Source organism: Pseudoxanthomonas sp. P4_B2, assembly GCF_056402315.1.
In genome coordinates this window covers 24,342-42,887 of sequence record NZ_JBFUHQ010000003.1, presented here as the reverse complement: position 1 = coordinate 42,887, position 18,546 = coordinate 24,342, and the positions used below count along the sequence as shown (strand labels likewise).

The window sequence follows — 18,546 nt, the reverse complement described above, 5'->3', positions numbered from 1 at the left end:
GTTCGTCTCATTCACCAGCGATGGCCGGCGTCTTGCTTTCGGTGGAAACGATCTGGCGCGCCCGGCTGACCAGTTCCACGAACTCCTTGCGCAGTCCGTAACGATCCTCGCCCTGCGCACCGCGCGCAGCTTCGGCCACGTCGTTCCAGCTCCATTTTTCGACATGGGTACCGCCTCGCAGCAGATCGGCATAAGCCGACACGGCGCTGGCGAAGCGTAGCGACTGGCTGGGCTGCGCCGTCAGCGATGAACGCAGGATCGGAGTCTCGATCAAGCGGCTGCTGTCGGCGCCCGGCAGTTTGTAGCGCAGGCGGAGGTGCGCCAGCTCGTTGGCATTCCCGCCGGCCTCCGGTTTGTCCTTTCCGTAGCGAAGCGCTGGCAGGCGATCCGCTGCGGAACCGGTAGGCGTGATCTCGTAAAGCGCGGTGACTTCATGGCCTGCGCCGATATCGCCGGCATCGACCTTGTCGTTGGCGAAGTCCTCGCGGTTCAACAAGCGGTTTTCGTAGCCGATCAAGCGGTATTCGGAAACTAGCGCCGGGTTGAACTCGATCTGGATCTTCACATCACGAGCGATGGTCAGCAGCGTCGCCTGCATTTCCTCGACCAGCACCTTGCGCGCTTCTTGCGGCGTGTCGATGTAGGCGTGGTTGCCGTCGCCCACATCGGCCAGGCGTTCGGCCATGCTGTCGTTGTAGTTGCCCTGTCCGAAACCCAACGTAGTCAGCGCTACGCCGGATTTGCGCTGGTCGCCTACCAGCGTTTCAAGCGCTTCCTGGCTGACGGTTCCGACATTGAAATCGCCGTCGGTGGCCAGGATCACCCGGTTGACGCCGTCTTTCAGGTAAGACTGCTTGGCCATGGCGTAAGCGAGCTGTATCCCGTCGCCGCCGTTGGTGCTGCCGCCGGCCTGCAGACGATCGAGCGCCGCCAGGATTTCGTCATGCCGATCGCCGGGCGTGGGCGGCAACACGAGTCCTGCGGAACCGGCATAGACCACGATGGACACGCGGTCCTGTTCGCGCAGCTGCGGCACCAGCATCGAGAACGCCTGTTTGAGCAGCGGCAACTTGTCCGGTGAGTCCATCGAGCCGGAAGTATCGATCAGGAAAACCAAGTTGGAAGGCGGCAGCGTCGCCTTAGGAACGTCGTAACCCTTGATGCCGATCAACAACAGTTGGCGCTGGCCGTTCCAGGGCGCGGCCGCCAGCTCGGTGGTGACGCGGAAGGGGACATTTCGGTCGGCCGGAGCAGGATGCTGGTAGCTGAAGTAGTTGATGAATTCCTCGGCTCGAACCGAATCCGCCGGAGGACGTATTCCCTGATTCAGCATCCGACGGACATTGCTGTAGCTGCCAGTGTCGACATCGACGGAGAACGTGGAAACAGGCTGTTCGCTAGTGCGGTGCACGGGGTTATCGGTGCGTTCCGCGTATTTTTCGGTGTTGGCGGGTTCGGCCTGGACGTAAGCCGGTGCGATCCGCATGTGAACCACGTTGCCGCTCGTTGCATAGGCCATCACGGGCGCCGGCGGTGCCGCCGGCGCATAGCTCTCACTCGCCTTCGCGGCGTCTGCAAGCACGCCTCGTTCCAAGTCCGCGCGTTTCATACGGCTGCCGCTGACTTCGACGCGGTCCAATGTTGCTTCTTGCAACACGGAAGCATCGGCCGGAGCCTCAGCTGCGGTTTCGGGACTGGACTTGCAGCCGCTTATTGCGGCGATGGCGATCAGGCTGGTACAGAAGATTGCGTTGTGGAGCAGGGTCTTGCGGGGCAGGCGGCATTGCATGGCGGTTCTCCCGTGGTGGACAGGGAGTTCAACGCGGCAGGTCCGGGAGTGGGGTTACGAGGATCGCTTGAGGAACTGCGCATTCGATCGACGGCTTTCAGGCGCTGAATTGCCGCAGGCCGAGACCTTAACAAAAAACCCCGCCGAAGCGGGGTTTTTGCCTTGCGTGAAAAGGACGCGACTCAGAACTTCCAGCCCACGCGCGCGTAGTAGAAGCCGCCGGTGAAACCGTACGGCGCGTGCACCGGGTACTTCGCACCGGCGATGCCGGCCCACGGGTTCTCGTCCGGCACCTTGTCGAACAGGTTCTGAGCACCGAGGTCGAAGTACAGGCCCGAAGCGAACTTCCAGCCGATCTCGGCATCCACCGTCACTGCGCTGCCGCCGTTGATCGGCAAGCCGCCGTCGTCCAGATGGTCCTCGAAGAAGGAGCCGTAGTAGTTCACACGGGCATTGGCATGGAATACCTCGCGCTGGTGGTTGACGCTGAGGTAACCCTTGGCGCTGGGCAGCGATTCTTCCAGTTTCTTGATCCGGATCGGGGTGATGATGCCCGGGGTGAAGTCGTCGACCTCGGTCTTGTTCCAGTTGGCGGCCAGCGAGTAGGTGGTCTTGCCGCCGAAGTGGTCGCTGTCGTAGCTGGCGACAAGGTCGACGCCGCTGGTGGTGGTGTCGAAGTCGTTGACGAAGAATTGCACCTCGCTGATCGACGCCGCTTCAGGGTTGCCACCCGCTACCAGCGCCGCGCGATCCGCGTCGGTCACCGTGAAGAAAGTGCTGAGAGCGATGCGGTCTTCTGTCTTGATTTGGTACCAGTCGGCCGTGACCAGCCAGCTGCCGCTATTCCACACCAGGCCCAGCGATGCATTCTTCGACTCTTCCGGCGTCAGCGGCTCGGCGCCGTAGAACTGGGCGATCGGGTTGTTCGGCGACAGCACTGCCGTGTCACGCAGCTGGCCATTGATGAAGGACGTGGTCACCTGCTCGGCGTTGGCCTGGCCGGGCGTCGGCGCGCGGAAACCGGTGCTGACCGCACCGCGGACCGCGAAGGTGTCGGTGAAGTCATAGCGGCCGGTCAGCTTCCAGTTGGTGGTGCCGCCGAAGTCGCTGAAATCCTCATGCCGCACCGCCGCCGCTAGCCTGAACTGGTCGGTGAACTGCGCTTCGGCGTCGATATAGACCGCCCAGTTGTCGCGGCTATGGCTGCCGGCCGTACGCGGATTGAAGCCGTTGAAGCCGTTGGAGCCCAGGGAGAAACCCTGCGAGACCAACGGCCCGATCGCGTACGAGGAAATATCGCCGGCGCGGATCTCAAACTCTTCCTTGCGCCATTCCGCGCCCATCGCCAGGCTCAGTGGCCCACTGGTGAAGTCGGTCTCGAAATCCCTGGCTAAGTCGAAATTGAAGTTGGTCTCGGTCTGCGTGTTGCCGCCAGGAGCGAACTCGTTGGCGCCCGGCTGATTGGGCCCCAACGAGGCATTGATCGTGTTGAGCATGTAGAACTCGATCTCGTTGCGGCCATAGCTGCCGCTCAGATCCCAATGCCAACTGTCGCCCCACACGCCCTTAACACCGAGAACGAGCGATTGGTCTTCCATCCTGCCGCCGAACTGCGGAGTGAAGCCGCCAGGAAACTGCGAGAGGAAGGTGAAGCACTCCGCCGGCAACGCAGCAAGCCCAGCTGCGACCGTGGCGTACGGCAGCAAGGTACCGCTGCCATCGCGTAGCGCGATGGTCGGGCAGGTCACCGCATTGGCGGTATTCAGGTCGCCGATCAGCAGGGTGTTGCCGCCGTCATTCGAAAACACACCACTGCGCGTGGTCGGATTGCGGTAATAGAAGCCTCCCTCGACGTCGCGTTTGGCGTAGTTGCCGAAGCCGTAGAAATCGACGCTCTCGCCGGAGATGCCGAAGTTGGCGACGAACTTCATGTCCTCGTGGACTTCCGGCGAACCCCAGATCTGCGCCGGGTTGCGCACGTCCGGATAGCCAGCGGCTGCGACGGCCGCGGCATCGTCGCGCTGCACGCTGCGCGAGGTCGGATCGGCGCTGCGCCATTCGGCGGTAAGCGTGGCAAAACCGTTCGCGGTAAGCGGCAGGCCGACCTGAGCACTGTACTGCTGGGTGAAGCCGTCGCCTTCGAAGTACTCGCCGGCGAAGGCTTCCACGGCGCCACCGTGGTCCAGCCTCTTAAGGCCAAAGTTGATCACGCCGGCGATGGCGTCCGAACCGTATTGCGCCGCGGCGCCGTCGCGCAGCACTTCAACCTGCTCCAGCGCCATCGACGGGAACACCGAGATGTCCGGACCCTGCGAGCCGTCGGACAGACCGTGGCCGAGGAAAGTGATGACCGCCGCGCGGTGGCGGCGCTTGCCGTTCACCAGTACCAGAGTGTTGTCTGGCGGCAGGCCGCGCAGGTTGGCTGGACGCACTAAGGAGGCGGCGTCGTCGATCGGAATGGTGCTGACATTGAACGAGGGCACCAGGGTGCGCAGCTTGTCGAGCACGTCGACCGATGGCTGGTTATGGAATTCCTCACCGCTCAGGATGTCGATGGGCACCGCCGAACTGGCTTCGGTGCGCGGCTTGGTGCGCGAGCCCAGCACCGACACCGTTTCCAGAGTGGTGGCCTCCTGAGACTGATCCGTCGTGGAAGCCGGCGTCTGCTCCTGCGCGACGGCCACGCCGGCGAAGGACAGAGCGGCGATGGCTAAGGCACATTTCACGCCGTGTGCGAGCGGTGCGCGCGCCAGCCGTCGGTTGTTTTTCTTGTTCGCATTCATTGGTAATAAGCCCCTTAGTCGATGGATGGTGTCAGGCGCTCCCGGCCGTGGCTGCAATCAGTGTCGGCTCGGGAGTCATGGTTAAAAAAACAATCCCGGTGCAGTGAAATTCCCCTCCGGTAACCCGTCCTCCCGGTTTTTCGGGACAGTGCCTTCCTCGATAGTCCGTTGCGAACGAATCAATAGGTCGCACGCCTCGTCATGCACGGTCACATGACAAGGTCATGACAACCTGATGCGAGTAATAACATTTCCACAACAATTAGTACTGGGATATGGGGCAGGAAAACGGCAGATCCCGGCGTATGCGTGATTACATTCGAATTGATAACGTTTTCAACGAATCACAGCGGTGCGTTTAACGCACCGCACCGGTGCACTAAGCGTCGGACTCTTCGACATGCACCTTCAAGGTGCCGTCGTGGAGACGCGCTGTGAGCCGGTCTCCCGTTGTCGTCTCCCGCACGCTGCGTACGATGCGCCCAGCATCGTCTTGCAGAATCGAATAGCCGCGCGCGATGGTCGCTAGCGGACTCACCGCTTCGAGCGAACGCGCTAATCCACGCAACTCCAGCGCATCGCGCTGCAGGGTGCGAGCAGTGGCGGCTTGCGCCCGTTGCGCCAATGACAGTAGGTCTTCCCGCAAGTTCGCCACGCGTCGTTGCGGCTGGTTGGATCGCAAGACGGCGGCGGCATGGCGCAATGCGGCGTGGCGGCGTTCCAACTGTTCGCGCCATGCGGATTCCAGCCGCCGATGCGCTTCCAACCGGCGCCGTTGCAGCAGTTGCAGACGCGCCTGCGGACGCATGGCTTGCAGGCGCAACACGGCACGGTCAGCGCGTTGCATCGATTGGCGCAGCGACTGCAACTGCAACGCGGACATGCGGCGTTGCAATCCCTGCAAGCGCGTGAGCAGATCGATCCGGTTGGGAACCAATAGTTCGGCAGCGACCGAAGGCGTCGGTGCGCGCAGGTCGGCGGCGAAATCGGCAAGGCTGAAATCGGTCTCGTGGCCGACCGCCGAAACTACGGGCACCGGCGAAGCGGCGATCGTGCGCGCTAGTTGTTCGTCATTGAAGGCCCATAGGTCTTCCAGTGAACCGCCGCCGCGCGTCAGCAGGATCACGTCGTAACGGTCGGAAGCCGCCGCGCGTTTGAGCATCGCCGTGATCTGCGCGGCGGCAGCTTCGCCCTGCACCTGCACCGGCAACACATCGACTTCCAGCAAGGGAAAGCGTCGTCCCAACACGCTCAACACATCGCGCACCGCCGCACCGCTGGGCGAAGTGATGACGGCCAGGCGCCGCACATGGGCGGGCAGGGGACGCTTGCGCTCTTCGTCGAACAGCCCTTCGGCCGTCAGCTTCGCTTTCAGTTCATCGAAGGCGCGACGCAGTGCGCCTTCGCCGGCTTCCTCCAGGTGGTCCATGACCAACTGGTAATCGCCGCGTGCTTCATACAGGGTCAGGCGGCCGCGTCCCAGCACGCGCAGGCCCTCGCGCGGCACGAACTTCAGCCACTGGCTCTTGGGCTTGAACATCGCGCACTTCACCTGCGCGCGCGCGTCCTTGAGGGTGAAATAGAGGTGCCCCGAGGCGGGTCGGGTGACATTGCCCAGCTCGGCCTCCACCCAGACCAGCGGGAAGGCGCTTTCGAGCAGGTCGCGCGCCAGCGTATTGAGCTGGCTGGGGGTGAGGATGTCGCGGGCGGGGTCTTGGATCATCCCGCTACCCTAACCCAGCCGTTTCGCTGGCGGAAAGGTGGGCGAAGGGAGAAACGGGCGGAACGGTCTAAAATGGTGGCCATGAACGATCTGTCCGCTCCTTGCAAACTTCCTCCTGAGGCCGGCCCCTCGCCACGCCGCATCAACCGCGCGGTACAGGTGGGCGCGGTCACCGTAGGCGGCGGCCAGCCGGTGGTGGTGCAGTCCATGACCAACACCGATACCGCCGATATCGCCTCCACCGTGAAGCAAGTCGCCGAACTATGGCGCGCGGGTTCGGAACTGGTCCGTGTCACGGTGAACAACCCCGAATCCGCCGCAGCCGTGCCGCACATCGTCGAAAAGCTGCGGATGATGGGCATCGAAGTGCCGGTGATTGGCGATTTCCACTACAACGGCCATACCCTGCTGAGCAACGAGCCGGCCTGCGCCGAGGCCTTGGCCAAGTACCGCATCAACCCGGGCAATGTCGGTTTCGGCCGCAAGAAGGACACCCAGTTCGCGCAACTGATCGAATTCGCGCTGAAGTACGACAAGCCCGTGCGCATCGGCGTGAACTGGGGTTCGCTGGACCAGTCGCTGGCCGCGCAGCTGATGGACGAGAACGCGCAGCGCGCCGAACCCTGGGAGGCCAGTCTGGTGCTGCGCGAGGCGCTGATCCGCTCGGCACTGGATTCGGCCGAACGCGCGGTCGAGATCGGTCTTCCGCGCGAACGCATCGTGCTGAGCTGCAAAGTCAGCGGCGTGCAAGAACTTATCGCCGTATACCGCGACCTGGCGCAGCGTTCGGATTTCGCATTGCATCTGGGCCTCACCGAGGCCGGCATCGGCAGCAAGGGCATTGTCGCTTCCTCGGCGGCGCTGGCGGTGCTGTTGCAGGAAGGCATCGGCGACACCATCCGCATCTCGCTGACGCCAGAGCCGGGCCAGTCGCGCACCCAGGAAGTCATCGTGGCGCAGGAACTGCTGCAGACCACCGGCCTGCGCGCGTTCACGCCCATGGTCACTGCCTGCCCGGGTTGCGGGCGTACTACTTCCGAATTCTTCCAGGAACTGGCGGGCGTGGTGCAGAACCATGTGCGCGCGAAGATGCCGGAGTGGAAAGTGAGCCATCCGGGCGCCGAAAACATGACCCTGGCAGTGATGGGTTGCGTAGTGAACGGCCCGGGCGAATCGCGCCACGCCAATATCGGCATTTCCCTGCCCGGCACCGGCGAAGCGCCGACCGCGCCGGTCTTCATCGATGGCGAGAAGGCGGTGACGCTGCGCGGCGAGAACATCGCCCAGGAATTCGTCGCCCTGATCGACGGCTACGTCGAAAAGCGTTATGCACGAAGCGTTGCGTAATAAGACCGCGCGCGGCGCGCGTGCCATAGCGGGACTGCTGCAGCGCAATGGAGGGCGCATCGTGCTCTTGTTCCTGGGCGTGTTGCTGCCTTTGTGGATCTTCGCCGAGCTAGCCGACGAAGTGCACGAACTGGAGCGGTTCGTGTTCGACGACCCGTTGCTGCTGGGCGTGCATGCCTGGGCGGGGCCACGCATGGACCGGTTCTTCGCCGCGGTCTCCACCGCGGGCTACGAAGGCGTGGTCGCCATCGACGTGGTCGTGGTGTTTGCCATCTTGTGGACCAGACGCTGGCGCGAAGCGACTTTCGCCGCCGTCGCCTTCGTGGGTTCAGCGTTGCTCAATCTGGGTAGCAAGCAGTTCTTCCAGCGCGATCGGCCGACCTTGTGGAAATCCATCCTGCCCGAGGACACCTTCAGTTTCCCCAGCGGGCATGCCATGGGGTCGATGACTTTGGCCATGGCCGCGATCCTGCTGGCCTGGCACACGCGATGGCGCTGGCCGGTGCTGATGCCGATGGCGGCATTCGTTCTGCTGGTCGGGTTCGCGCGCGTGTATCTGGGCGTGCATTACCCATCCGACATCCTGGGCGGATGGATGGCCGCTACGGTCTGGGTGGTGGGTACTTATCTCGCACTGTTCCATCGGGTTCTGCATCCCTGGCGGTCGGATGCGGTGGTGGCTCCTCAACGCTAGGACGGGCGTCCTGAAAATCCAGCGTCAGCGCACCACCACCGTGGTCGCCTTGTTGGCGATCAGGTAGGGCTTCAGGTCTTCGATCTGACTGACCTTGCCGATCGCGCGCTGCGCGAATTTCTGGCCGGTGATGCGTACGTGGCAATTCTGGAACGGACGTTCCTTGTCCTTTCCCTTCGAACAGTAAACGACGCGACCGTCGCGGTCCCAGCCCAGCACCAGGCGTTCCTGGTTGTGGCTGGTGCGGTAGATCCAGCCTTTCTGGATATCGGATTCGGACATTGCCATGCGATTGCCTCGGTGGTGATTGCGACGGCTGCGGCGACCAGCGCTAGCAGCAGATAAGGAAGTCTATTCGCCCGGCTTAGCCGCGGAAGTCGGCGCGTCCGACTCGGCACGCCGTGCCAACACCGCTTCGCGATGCGCGATATAGGCGTTGGCGCCGAAGATGATAGCGGCACCGAGCAGCGTCCAGTGATTCAGCGGCTCGTCGAACAGCCACCAGCCGAACAGCACGACCAGCGGCAACTGCATGAAGGTGATCGGGGTCAGTGCGGAGACTTCGCCCAATTTCAACGCCCGCGTCCACAACATATGCCCGCCGGTGCCCATCACCCCCGCTGCGATCACCCAGAGCCAGGTGATGCCCTGCGGCCACTGCCACACGCCGAGTGCCGGCAGTAGCGACATCGGCACCCATAGCAGCGTGGTGTAGATGACGATGCGATCGGCCGGCTCCGTAGCCGAAAGTTGTTTGATCTGGATCGCCACGATGCTGCTGAGCACGGCCGCCAGAACCGCGATGATGGAGTTGCTGCTGAACCCCTCCGTGCCCGGTCGCACGATGATGAGCACGCCGATAAAGCCCAGGATCACCGCAGTCCAGCGTCGAGCGCGCACCTGCTCGCCCAGCATCGCTGCGGCAGCGATGGTCACGAACAACGGCGTGGAGTAGGACAGCGATACTGCTTGGGCCAGCGGAAGATGGCCGATGGCCCAGAATCCGGCCAGCATCGAGCAGATCCCGATCAGGCAGCGGAACAGGTATTTCGGAAACTGCGTGGTGCGCAGAAGACCTGGCCCGTGCTTGATCAATAGAGGCAAGGCGGCGATCAGCCCGAAGAAGTTGCGGAAGAACGCGATCTCGAAGGTATGCAGGCTGGCCGACGCCAACCGGATCGCCACTACCATCAGGCCGAAGAACATCGTACTGCCCAGCATGAGCAGGGCGGCGCGGATGGGAGTGGGGAGCGGCATAGGAAAAAGACGGCTCGCGATTCGTGGCGCTAGTTTGCGGTTGCGGCCGCTGGTATGCAATTGCTGGATTCCGCCCTAATCGGTGATGCTAGGTCGCTTTGCTTTGCCCCCTTTGGAAAAGGGGGCTACGGGGGATTTGCTCTTGATCTTTGATTGCGCCAAAAGCAAATCCCCCTTAATCCCCTTTTTCAAAGGGGGAAGCATCATGCCCGCACGGTTACCAGGTGGCGCCGATGATCTTGGGCTCCGGCTCGATAACGATACCGAAGCGTGCATGCACGGATTCGGCAACACGCCTTGCCAGCGTAAGCAACTCAAGACCTGTCGCCGAGCCATGATTCACAAGCACCAAGGCATGCGATTCAGCCACGCCGGCATCGCCTTCACGGAAGCCTTTCCAGCCGCAGTTCTCGATCATCCAGGCAGCGGAAATCTTGCGATTGTCGACCGCATCACCGCGAAATACCGGCAGTCCGGCGTGTCGCTGCTGCAGTTCGTCGGCCAGCGCGGCCGGTACGAGGGGGTTCTTGAAGAAACTGCCCGCATTGCCGATGACGGCCGGATTGGGCAACTTGCGGGTGCGGATGCGGATCACCGCCTCGGCCACGTCACGGAAGGTCGGCGATGCGATGTTCATCGCCTGCAGCTCCTCCGGAATGCCGGCGTAGTCCAGTTTCAAGGCGCGCGCGCGCGGTAAGGCGAACTCCACTGCGGTGACGATATGGCGATCCGGCATGCGTTTGAACAGGCTGTCGCGATAGGCGAACGCGCAGGATTCGCGATCCAACCGCGCCATCGCGCCCGTAGTGCGATCCCAGGTTTCCACAGCGCGGACGAACTCGCCGACTTCCGTGCCGTACGCGCCGATGTTCTGGATGGGTGCGGCGCCCGCCGTGCCCGGGATCAGGGCCAGGTTCTCCAACCCCATCAATCCTTGTTGCAACGTCCACAACACCAGCGCATGCCACTCCACGCCAGCATCGACCCGGACGATCGTCGTCATGCCGTCGTCTTCGAGGATGTCGATGCGATGGGTGTCGAGCGCTAGGGCCGCGGTTTCGGGATTGCCGGCAAACAGCAGGTTGCTGCCCCCGCCCAGCACCAGCGGTGCGGTTCCCTGAAGTTCGGGTAGCGCCAGCACTTCGCCCAGCGCGGCACTGTTGCGCACTTCGATCAACCAGGGCGCGCGGGCCGCGACGCCGAAGGTATTACGCGATCGCAAGTCCGCATCGACGATCAGCCGCCAAAGCAGGCTCATGCCAGCGGAACCGCGCCGCTGCGGTGTTCGCGACGGCGACGGATCGCGTCGACGCATTCGCCTACCAGTTCGGGGCCGCGATAGACCAGGCCGGTATAGCACTGGATCAGCGTCGCGCCGGCCGACATCTTCGCCACCGCATCTGCGCCCGAAAGTATGCCGCCCACGCCGATCACCGGAATGCTGTCGGGCAAGCGGGTGCGCAGTTTGCGCAGGACCATGGTCGCCTGACCCATCAGCGGCGCACCGGACAGGCCTCCGGTCTCGTGGGCCAAGGGATGCTCCTGCACGCTCATGCGCGACACCGTGGTGTTGGTGGCGATGACGCCGTCGACGGAAAGATCGCGCAGCACGCGCGCGACCGCATCGATGTCCTCGTCGGAAAGATCGGGCGCGATCTTCACCAGCATCGGCACGCGCTTGCCGTGCTGCGCGCCCAGCTCTTCCTGTGATTCGCGCAGCGCGCCGATCAGCTGGCGCAGGGCCTGTTCTTCCTGCAGTTCGCGCAAACCGGCGGTGTTGGGAGAGGAGATGTTGACGGTGATGTAGTCCGCAAGCGGATACACGCGTTCAAGGCAATACAGATAGTCGGAGGCGGCGCGCTCGTTCGAAGTGTCTTTGTTCCTGCCGATGTTGATGCCCAGCAATCCGGTCTTGCGCCGCGCGCGTCCCACGTTGGCCACCAACGCATCCACGCCTTCGTTGTTGAAGCCCAGCCGGTTGATCACCGCCTTGTGCTGCGGCAAGCGGAACATGCGCGGCTTGGGATTGCCCTGTTGCGCGCGCGGGGTGACCGTGCCGATTTCCACGAAGCCGAAACCAAGAGCAAGCAGCGCGTCGATATGCGCGCCATTCTTGTCCAGTCCTGCGGCCAGTCCGACCGGATTGGGAAAGGTCAGGCCGAAGGCCTTGGTAGGCAGTGGCTCGATCTTCCTGGCCAGCAACGGGCTGGTGCCGGTGCGATAGGCCAGTTCCATTGCCTTGAGCCCCAACCCATGGGCGTGCTCCGCATCGAGACCGAATAAAAAGGGGCGGGCAAGGCTGTACATCCGTCAGCGCGTGCTCAGCCAGGCCAGGCCGCCGAAGAGCAACAGGAAAGCCAGGATGGCAAGCACGGTTCCGATCACCGCCACCCAGCCCAGCACCAGTCCAATGATGGCCATGGTGTCTCCTTCCAGCTCCGGATTCTGGCGGATCTCCTTGCGCGCCATATGCCCGGTGACGATAGCGACCAGGCTTCCCAGAAACGGCACCAAGGTCCAGCCCAGGATGCCTGCGACCAAGCTAATAACCGCAAGCGCGCTGTTTTGTCGGACCGGAATATTCATTCGCTGGGCTCCTGAAAGGATCAAAGGTCGAATTTGATGCCCTGTGCCAGCGGCAGGGAGTCGGAGTAGTTGATGGTGTTGGTCTGGCGACGCATATAGACCTTCCACGCGTCCGAGCCCGATTCGCGGCCGCCGCCGGTTTCCTTCTCGCCACCGAAGGCGCCGCCGATCTCCGCGCCGCTGGTGCCGATGTTGACGTTGGCGATGCCGCAGTCGGAACCGGCCGCGGACAGGAACTGTTCTGCCGCCTTCAGGTTCTGGGTGAAGATGGACGACGACAGGCCCTGCGGCACCGCGTTCTGCATGTCGATGGCTTCGTCCAGCGTTTCGTACTTCATCACGTACAGGATCGGGGCGAAGGTTTCGTGCTGCACGACTTCATCGGTGTTCTTCAGGCCAGTGACGATGGCCGGCAACACGAAGTTGCCGGGACGATCGATCGCGGTGCCGCCGGTTTCCACGATGCCGCCGCTGGCTTTGGCTTTTTCGATGGAAGCCAGGAACTGCTGCACGGCGTGCTGGCTGTTGAGCGGGCCCATCAAATTGGCCGGGTCGAGCGGGTCGCCGATTTTGCTCTCGACCTGCTTGTACGCTTTGATCAGCGTGGCCAGCACGTTGTCGTAGATGGACGAATGCACGATCAGGCGGCGGGTAGTGGTGCAGCGCTGGCCGGCGGTGCCGACCGCGCCGAACACGATGCCGGGAATGGCCAGTTTCAGTTCGGCGGTTTCATCCAGGATGATGGCGTTGTTGCCGCCCAGCTCCAACAGGCTGCGGCCCATGCGATGGGCGACGCGCTCGCCCACGCGGCGGCCGACCGCGGTGGAACCGGTGAAGCTGATCAACGGAATGCGCTTGTCGTCGACGAACTTCTCGGCCAGTTCGATGCCTGCGTCGTTGATCAGGAAGAAGATGTCGGGGAAACCGCCGGCCTTCAGCGCCTCGTTGCAGATCTTCATGCTGGCGATGGCGGTGAGCGGAGTCTTGTTGGACGGCTTCCAGATGCAGACGTCGCCGCAGATCGCGGCCAGGAACGAGTTCCAGGCCCATACCGCGACCGGGAAATTGAACGCGCTGATGATGCCGACCAGGCCCAGCGGCTGGTACTGCTCGTACATGCGGTGGCCGGGACGCTCGGAATGCATGGTGTAGCCGTACAGCATGCGGCTCTGGCCCACGGCGAAATCGGCGATGTCGATCATCTCCTGCACTTCGCCATCGCCCTCGGGCTTGCTCTTGCCCATCTCCAGCGCGACCAGCGAACCCAGCGCGTCCTTGTGTTTGCGCAGCGCGTCGCCGCACAGGCGCACGGCTTCGCCACGACGCGGGGCCGGGGTGGTGCGCCAGACCTTGAACGCGGCCTGGGCACGGGCGACGATCCGTTCGTAGTCGGCGTCGCCGGTGGCTTCCACTTCCGCGATCACTTCGCCGGTAGTCGGGTTGACCGATTGCAGCACGCCGGCGCCGGTGGCGGTGGACCACTCGTCGCGGCCGAGGTAGGTGCCGGAATTGGTCGGGCCAAGGCCAAGGGCCTTGAGCAGGTCAGCGGACATGTGGTGCTCCTGGGGAAACTTCTGCTATTCGGGAAGCCGCAAGCGGGGGAGCGCGGCTGTGAGTCGTACGATTTTAGCAGACCGGGCCGGTCGACCGGACCCGTTCTTGTAGGAGCGAAGCGAGTCGCGAAGCCCTTAGGCCGTGAGTTTCATGGCTGCTCGGCCGACGTTGCTCCCGCAAGGGCGACCGGCAAGGGGTCGCCCGGCCGCCATCCGGCCGCTGTCATCCGTTCCAACAGCTCGGTGATCTGTTCGCGCGCTTCCATTTCGTGGATCGGCAGCACGAGCAGGTCGCCGTCCTGAGCCCAGGCCAGTGGAATGCGTGCGGCGTCGACTTCGTCCAGGCAGGTGGCGATGGCGTCGGTGGGTATTCCGTCTTCGAGCAGCTGCGCACGCATGATGGCCGCGATCTCGCCGGGAGCGCGGCCACGTTCGTAGCCGGCGATGTCCTTCAGCACCAGCAATTCGGGATGCACGCTGGCGGCGGTTGCGGCCACGGCGCGGAGGTCCGAATCTTCGCGGTTGCCGGCATGGCCCAGAACTATGGCCAGACGGCCCGTTCGCTTGCCCGCGCCGACGGCCTCCAGCAGACCGCGCAAGCCATCGGGGTTGTGGGCGTAGTCGACGAAGACCTGCAGCTTCCCGAACCGCCAGTGCTGCAGGCGCCCGGGATTGTCGGAAGGGGATAGGCCGAACCGAGCCAGGGTGGCGGCTATGGTGGCGGGGGCGATGCCGAGCGCGGATGCGGCCAGTGCCGCGCCGGCGATATTGGCGGTGTTGTAGCTGGCTTTGCCCTGCAGGGTCAGCGGCATGGCGGTCGCTTCGCCGAGATCGTGGGTCGCACCGTTGAAATGGAGCAGCAGCCGTCCCGCGCGCACGCCGCTGGTGGCGCCGCCCTGCGCGCGGTGGGCGGCCAGCCAGGGCAGATCGAAATCCATGGCGAACCAGCCGAGCGGGCAGGAAAGAGTCGCGGACTGCCGCAGCAAAACCGGATCGTCGGCATTCAATACCAGCATTCCCTGCGCATCGATCGCGCGGGCGACCACCAGTTTCACGGTCGCCAGATCGTCGAGGTCGTGGATGCCGTATTCGCCGAAGTGATCGGCAGCGATGTTGGTGACGATGGCGACATCCGCATGCGCGATCGCCAGGCCACGGCGCAGCATTCCGCCGCGCGCGGTTTCCAGGATCGCCGCCTGCGCATGACTCTGGCGCAACGCAGTGCGCGCGCCGGTCGGACCGGAAAAGTCCCCGGCCTCCAGCGCTTGCCCGTCGAAATACACGCCATCGGTGCAACTATGCGCGGTGCGCCAACCGTGGGCTTTGGTCATCGCCGCCAGCAGGCGCACGGTGGTGGTTTTGCCGTTGGAGCCGGTGACCAGCGCGGTGGGAATGGCGTGCAGTTCATTCCACGAGACTTGGTCGGGCGCGGGCAGTTCGTCCACGAACCAACTGCGGCTGCCGTCGCCTTCGCCGATGGTTACTTCGTCGTCGTCGGCCAGGAAGGGTAGATGACGGGCTTCGGTGGCGTGCATCAGCGAGATCAGCGCAGGACGTGACTCCGCCTCTGCAGCCGCTCGCAGTGTATGCAAAGCCAGTTCAGCGTCCCATATCGCCGCGTAGCCGGGAGCGTGGAATGGAACCGGCGACTCACCAAAAAAAACGACGGCCGACCACCATGCCCACTCGTTGACTTCGGTCGCGGTGTAGAGCTGGTCCGCCGGCGCGGTGAAGGCGAGTGAGACGCCGGTGCGGTGGCGACGGAGCACGGTTTCCGATTCCGGCCAGCCCAGCGCCGTGCGCGCCGTCTCTACATTCCGCTGCCATGCCGCAAGCGCGACTTCGTCGAAGTCCAGCCCACGCAGCGTCTCCAGCGCCGCGCCGGTGCCGTTGAAATACAGGTTGCTGCCGGTCAGCCGGCGCGAGTCCTCGAACGGTTCTGGAAGCACGGAGATCTCAGTCGCTTTCTTCACGCTCGAATACCAGCCCGCGTTCCTCGCGAATCACGCCTTCCATGCTGGCGAAGGGCGCTTCTTCCGCAGAGGTCACCAGAGACGGCAGCTCCACTCGCGGTGCGGCCTTGGCCACTTCGCCTTGCGGCTGGAACTTGATGATCTGCTTCCATGAACGCGTCAGCGCGTCGGCGAAGATCAGGATCAGGTCGCCCGGCTGGCCCATGCGCAACGCCGCGTCGATCGCTTGCTGTTCGTCCGGAATGATGGACATCGCGTCTTCGGCCACACCGCCGGCCTGCAAGGCTTTGGCGATGATGCGCGGCACTTCGTCGCCGTCGCGGCCGCGCAGGGCATCGTCGCGGCGCACGACGTAGTGGTCGAATTTGCCCGCAACCGCATCGGCGATAGCGCGCAAGTCTTCGTCGCGGCGGTCGCCGGGTCCGGTGAGCACCACGATGCGACGTCCGGTCGCGTCCAGGCGTTGCGCCAGGTCGGCCATCATGCTTACCGCGTGGGCGTTGTGGCCGTAGTCCATCAGCACTTTGAACGGGTGTTCGTTGTACACGTTCATGCGGCCCGGGGCCTGGAAGAACGTGGTGTCGAAGGTGCGCAGTCCCTGGCGGATGGCGTCCAGCTTGATGCCGAGCGAGAACGCCATCGCCGCGGCCACCATCGCGTTCTGCACGTTATGCAGCGCGCGGCCTTCCAGCGTGGCCGGAATCAGGTGCGTCCACATCAGCGGGATGTGGCTGCCCTTGTCGTACAGCGTGATCATGTGGCCGTTGACGCCGGCTTCGAGTGCGCAGGCGCGGCCGCCGGCGCGGATGTGCTCGCGCACCAGCGTGTGCGAGGGGTTCAAGGTGACGTAGCAGATCACTTTGGCGTCGGTGTAGGCCGACATTTTCAGCACGTTGGGATCGTCGGCGTTGAGCACCGCGCAGTCGCGTGCGACTTCGACCACGATGCGCTTGATCTCGGCCAGTTGTTCCAGCGTGTCGATGCCTTTCAGACCAAGATGATCGGAAGCGACATTGAGCACCGCGCCCACATCCACTTCCGGCACGCCCATGCCGCTGCGCAATAATCCGCCGCGCGCAGTTTCCAGCACCGCGATGTCGATCTGCGGATCCGACAGCACCATGCGCGCCGACACCGGGCCGGTCATGTCGCCTTCCACGGTGCGCTGCCCGTCGATATAGACGCCGTCGGTGGTAGTCAGGCCCGGGGTGTAGCCGGCCATCTTGGTGATATGGGCCAGCATGCGCGCGGTGGTGGTCTTGCCGTTGGTGCCGGTGATCGCGGCGATGGGTACGCGCGTGGGCGTACCCGGCGGGAACAGCATGTCGATCACCGGACCGGCGGCATCGCGCGGGGTGCCTTCGCTGGGCGCGACATGCATGCGGAAGCCCGGCGCCGCATTGATTTCGCAGATGCCGCCGCCGATGGCCTTGTAACTCTCGGCGATGTTGGGCGAAATGAAATCTACGCCGCCCACGTCCAGACCGATGGCGCGCACCGCGCGCACCGCCATGTCCCGATTGTCGGGATGGATGATGTCGGTGACGTCGGTGGCGGTGCCGCCGGTGGACAGATTGGCGGTGGAACGCAAATAGACGGTTTCGCCTTCCTTGGGCACTGAGAAATGGTGGTAGCCGACGCGTTCCAGCATCAGGTCGGCCTGTGCGTCCAATTCCAGCCGGGTCAGCACTTTTTCGTGGCCGACGCCGCGGCGCGGATCCGAATTGACCTGATCCACCAGCTCGACGATGTCGCTCTTGCCATCGCCGACCACGTGGCCGGGAGTGCGCTTGGTGGCGGCGATCAGTTCGCCGTTGACCACCAGCAGGCGGTGATCGTCGCCGCCGATGTAGGTTTCCACGATGACCGAGCGCGAATGCTCGCGCGCAGCGGCGAAGCCTTCGCGGATTTCGTCCTCGCTGGAGATGTTGATGGTGATGCCGCGGCCGTGGTTGCCGTTGTAGGGCTTGGTGACCACTGTGCCGCCCAGCTTGCGCGCCGCGCGCAGGGCGCCGCTGGCATCGCTGACCAGTTCCTGGCGCGGCACCGGCAGGCCTAGCGAACCGAGGATCTTGTTGGTCTCTTCTTTGTCGCTGGCCAGTTCCACCGAGATATGCGGGGTCTTGCCGGTGACCGTGGCCTGGATGCGCTGCTGGTACTTGCCGTGGCCGAATTGGATCAGCGATTGCTGGTTCAGGCGCAGCCAAGGAATGCCGCGTTCCTCCGCCGCGCGCACCAGCGAGGCGGTGGAGGGGCCCAGCGCACGGCGTTGCGCATAGCGGATGAAGTCGTCGCGCGCGGTATCCCAGTCCCAGTCGGCCGGCACGCTGTCTTTCGGCCGCAGCTCGAGCGGCAACAGCGAAGACAGCAGTTTCAGCGCCAGTTCGCCGGCGGCTATGCCTTCCTCCTTTTGCGCGTACTCATAGACCACGGTGTAAACGCCGGGCCTATCCTCGCCGACGCTGCGCGTCTTGCCGAAAGTGACGTTTTCGCCGGCCACGTTCTGCAGTTCGATGGCGACGTGTTCCAGCACATGCCCCAGCCAAGTGCCTTCGCCCTCGCGCATGCGGCGAATGAAGCCGCCCGGTTCGCGATACGAACAACCGTGCTCGGCCAGGCCGGGCAGGGCGGCGATCAATCCATCGACGAACGCCGTACCGAGTTTGCCGGTGGGCCAGGCTTCCAGCGCCTGCAGGTCCAGCTCCAGGCGGATGACCGGGAAATGGGCGTATTGCGATGGGCCGACGTAGACGGAACGTTCGAGGATGCGCATGCCTTACCTCTGGATCATAGGGTTTTGAAGCATGATGGCTTTGAAGCACGATGGCTTTTGAAGCCCGG

The 18,546-nt window shown here is 63.9% G+C and carries 13 protein-coding genes; 2 read left to right on the top strand and 11 right to left on the bottom strand.

Annotated features, from left to right (window positions below; all coding sequences use genetic code 11):
• Window positions 1-7: 7 nt before the first annotated feature.
• From AC1DTQ_RS08850 to xseA, 3 genes are all read right to left on the bottom strand, one after another.
• Window positions 8-1,789, bottom strand: a complete 1,782-nt coding sequence (locus tag AC1DTQ_RS08850; protein WP_477849192.1) for a vWA domain-containing protein — start codon at window positions 1,787-1,789, stop codon at window positions 8-10.
• 182 nt (window positions 1,790-1,971) lie between these two features.
• A complete protein-coding gene (locus tag AC1DTQ_RS08845) occupies window positions 1,972-4,572 on the bottom strand; it encodes a TonB-dependent receptor plug domain-containing protein (RefSeq protein WP_477849191.1) in 2,601 nt (866 codons plus the stop codon).
• A gap of 379 nt (window positions 4,573-4,951) precedes the next feature.
• Window positions 4,952-6,292, bottom strand: coding sequence for an exodeoxyribonuclease VII large subunit (gene xseA / locus AC1DTQ_RS08840; protein ID WP_477849662.1), 1,341 nt, complete (start codon window positions 6,290-6,292; stop codon window positions 4,952-4,954).
• Window positions 6,293-6,376: 84 nt separating this feature from the next.
• On the opposite strand from xseA, the gene ispG reads away from it, so the two are divergent.
• Both ispG and AC1DTQ_RS08830 read left to right on the top strand, forming a co-directional pair.
• Window positions 6,377-7,642 (top strand): flavodoxin-dependent (E)-4-hydroxy-3-methylbut-2-enyl-diphosphate synthase, encoded by a 1,266-nt coding sequence (ispG, locus tag AC1DTQ_RS08835; RefSeq protein ID WP_477849190.1) that lies wholly within the window; start codon window positions 6,377-6,379, stop codon window positions 7,640-7,642.
• On the top strand, window positions 7,623-8,336 hold the full coding sequence (locus AC1DTQ_RS08830) for a phosphatase PAP2 family protein (protein ID WP_477849189.1): 714 nt from the start codon (window positions 7,623-7,625) through the stop codon (window positions 8,334-8,336). The genes ispG and AC1DTQ_RS08830 overlap by 20 nt, the downstream gene beginning before the upstream one ends.
• A 24-nt stretch (window positions 8,337-8,360) precedes the next feature.
• Here AC1DTQ_RS08830 and AC1DTQ_RS08825 read toward each other — a convergent pair whose 3' ends face one another.
• The 8 genes from AC1DTQ_RS08825 to cphA all read right to left on the bottom strand — a co-directional run bounded on the left by AC1DTQ_RS08825 (window position 8,361) and on the right by cphA (window position 18,478).
• The gene (locus tag AC1DTQ_RS08825; protein WP_477849188.1) at window positions 8,361-8,624 is read right to left on the bottom strand and encodes a hypothetical protein; all 264 of its coding nucleotides are present in this window, start codon (window positions 8,622-8,624) and stop codon (window positions 8,361-8,363) included.
• A gap of 63 nt (window positions 8,625-8,687) precedes the next feature.
• Window positions 8,688-9,593 carry a DMT family transporter gene (locus AC1DTQ_RS08820; RefSeq protein WP_477849187.1) on the bottom strand — a complete coding sequence of 302 codons (906 nt, stop codon included), beginning with the start codon at window positions 9,591-9,593 and terminating at the stop codon, window positions 8,688-8,690.
• Window positions 9,594-9,810: 217 nt separating this feature from the next.
• Window positions 9,811-10,851 carry a UDP-N-acetylmuramate dehydrogenase gene (gene murB, locus AC1DTQ_RS08815; protein ID WP_477849186.1) on the bottom strand — a complete coding sequence of 347 codons (1,041 nt, stop codon included), beginning with the start codon at window positions 10,849-10,851 and terminating at the stop codon, window positions 9,811-9,813.
• Window positions 10,848-11,900, bottom strand: a complete 1,053-nt coding sequence (locus AC1DTQ_RS08810; protein ID WP_477849184.1) for a quinone-dependent dihydroorotate dehydrogenase — start codon at window positions 11,898-11,900, stop codon at window positions 10,848-10,850. The genes murB and AC1DTQ_RS08810 overlap by 4 nt, the downstream gene beginning before the upstream one ends.
• Before the next feature lie 3 nt (window positions 11,901-11,903).
• Window positions 11,904-12,179, bottom strand: a complete 276-nt coding sequence (locus AC1DTQ_RS08805) for a DUF4190 domain-containing protein (RefSeq protein ID WP_477849183.1) — start codon at window positions 12,177-12,179, stop codon at window positions 11,904-11,906.
• 20 nt (window positions 12,180-12,199) lie between these two features.
• Window positions 12,200-13,732, bottom strand: a complete 1,533-nt coding sequence (gene amaB, locus AC1DTQ_RS08800; protein WP_477849182.1) for an L-piperidine-6-carboxylate dehydrogenase — start codon at window positions 13,730-13,732, stop codon at window positions 12,200-12,202.
• Between the two features lie 149 nt (window positions 13,733-13,881).
• A complete protein-coding gene (locus AC1DTQ_RS08795; protein WP_477849180.1) occupies window positions 13,882-15,705 on the bottom strand; it encodes a Mur ligase family protein in 1,824 nt (607 codons plus the stop codon).
• Complete coding sequence (gene cphA / locus AC1DTQ_RS08790) at window positions 15,689-18,478, bottom strand: cyanophycin synthetase (RefSeq protein WP_477849179.1); 2,790 nt, start codon at window positions 18,476-18,478, stop codon at window positions 15,689-15,691. Before cphA ends, AC1DTQ_RS08795 begins: the two co-directional genes overlap by 17 nt.
• Between the last annotated feature and the right edge of the window lie 68 nt (window positions 18,479-18,546).

Coding starts and splice junctions, on each gene's coding strand:
- AC1DTQ_RS08825 (WP_477849188.1), bottom strand. CDS start 8,624: ATGGCAATGTCCGAATCCGATATCCAGAAAGGCTGGATCTACCGCACC.
- AC1DTQ_RS08850 (WP_477849192.1), bottom strand. CDS start 1,789: ATGCAATGCCGCCTGCCCCGCAAGACCCTGCTCCACAACGCAATCTTC.
- murB (WP_477849186.1), bottom strand. CDS start 10,851: ATGAGCCTGCTTTGGCGGCTGATCGTCGATGCGGACTTGCGATCGCGT.
- amaB (WP_477849182.1), bottom strand. CDS start 13,732: ATGTCCGCTGACCTGCTCAAGGCCCTTGGCCTTGGCCCGACCAATTCC.
- AC1DTQ_RS08805 (WP_477849183.1), bottom strand. CDS start 12,179: ATGAATATTCCGGTCCGACAAAACAGCGCGCTTGCGGTTATTAGCTTG.
- ispG (WP_477849190.1), top strand. CDS start 6,377: ATGAACGATCTGTCCGCTCCTTGCAAACTTCCTCCTGAGGCCGGCCCC.
- AC1DTQ_RS08820 (WP_477849187.1), bottom strand. CDS start 9,593: ATGCCGCTCCCCACTCCCATCCGCGCCGCCCTGCTCATGCTGGGCAGT.
- AC1DTQ_RS08810 (WP_477849184.1), bottom strand. CDS start 11,900: ATGTACAGCCTTGCCCGCCCCTTTTTATTCGGTCTCGATGCGGAGCAC.
- cphA (WP_477849179.1), bottom strand. CDS start 18,478: ATGCGCATCCTCGAACGTTCCGTCTACGTCGGCCCATCGCAATACGCC.
- AC1DTQ_RS08830 (WP_477849189.1), top strand. CDS start 7,623: ATGCACGAAGCGTTGCGTAATAAGACCGCGCGCGGCGCGCGTGCCATA.
- AC1DTQ_RS08845 (WP_477849191.1), bottom strand. CDS start 4,572: ATGAATGCGAACAAGAAAAACAACCGACGGCTGGCGCGCGCACCGCTC.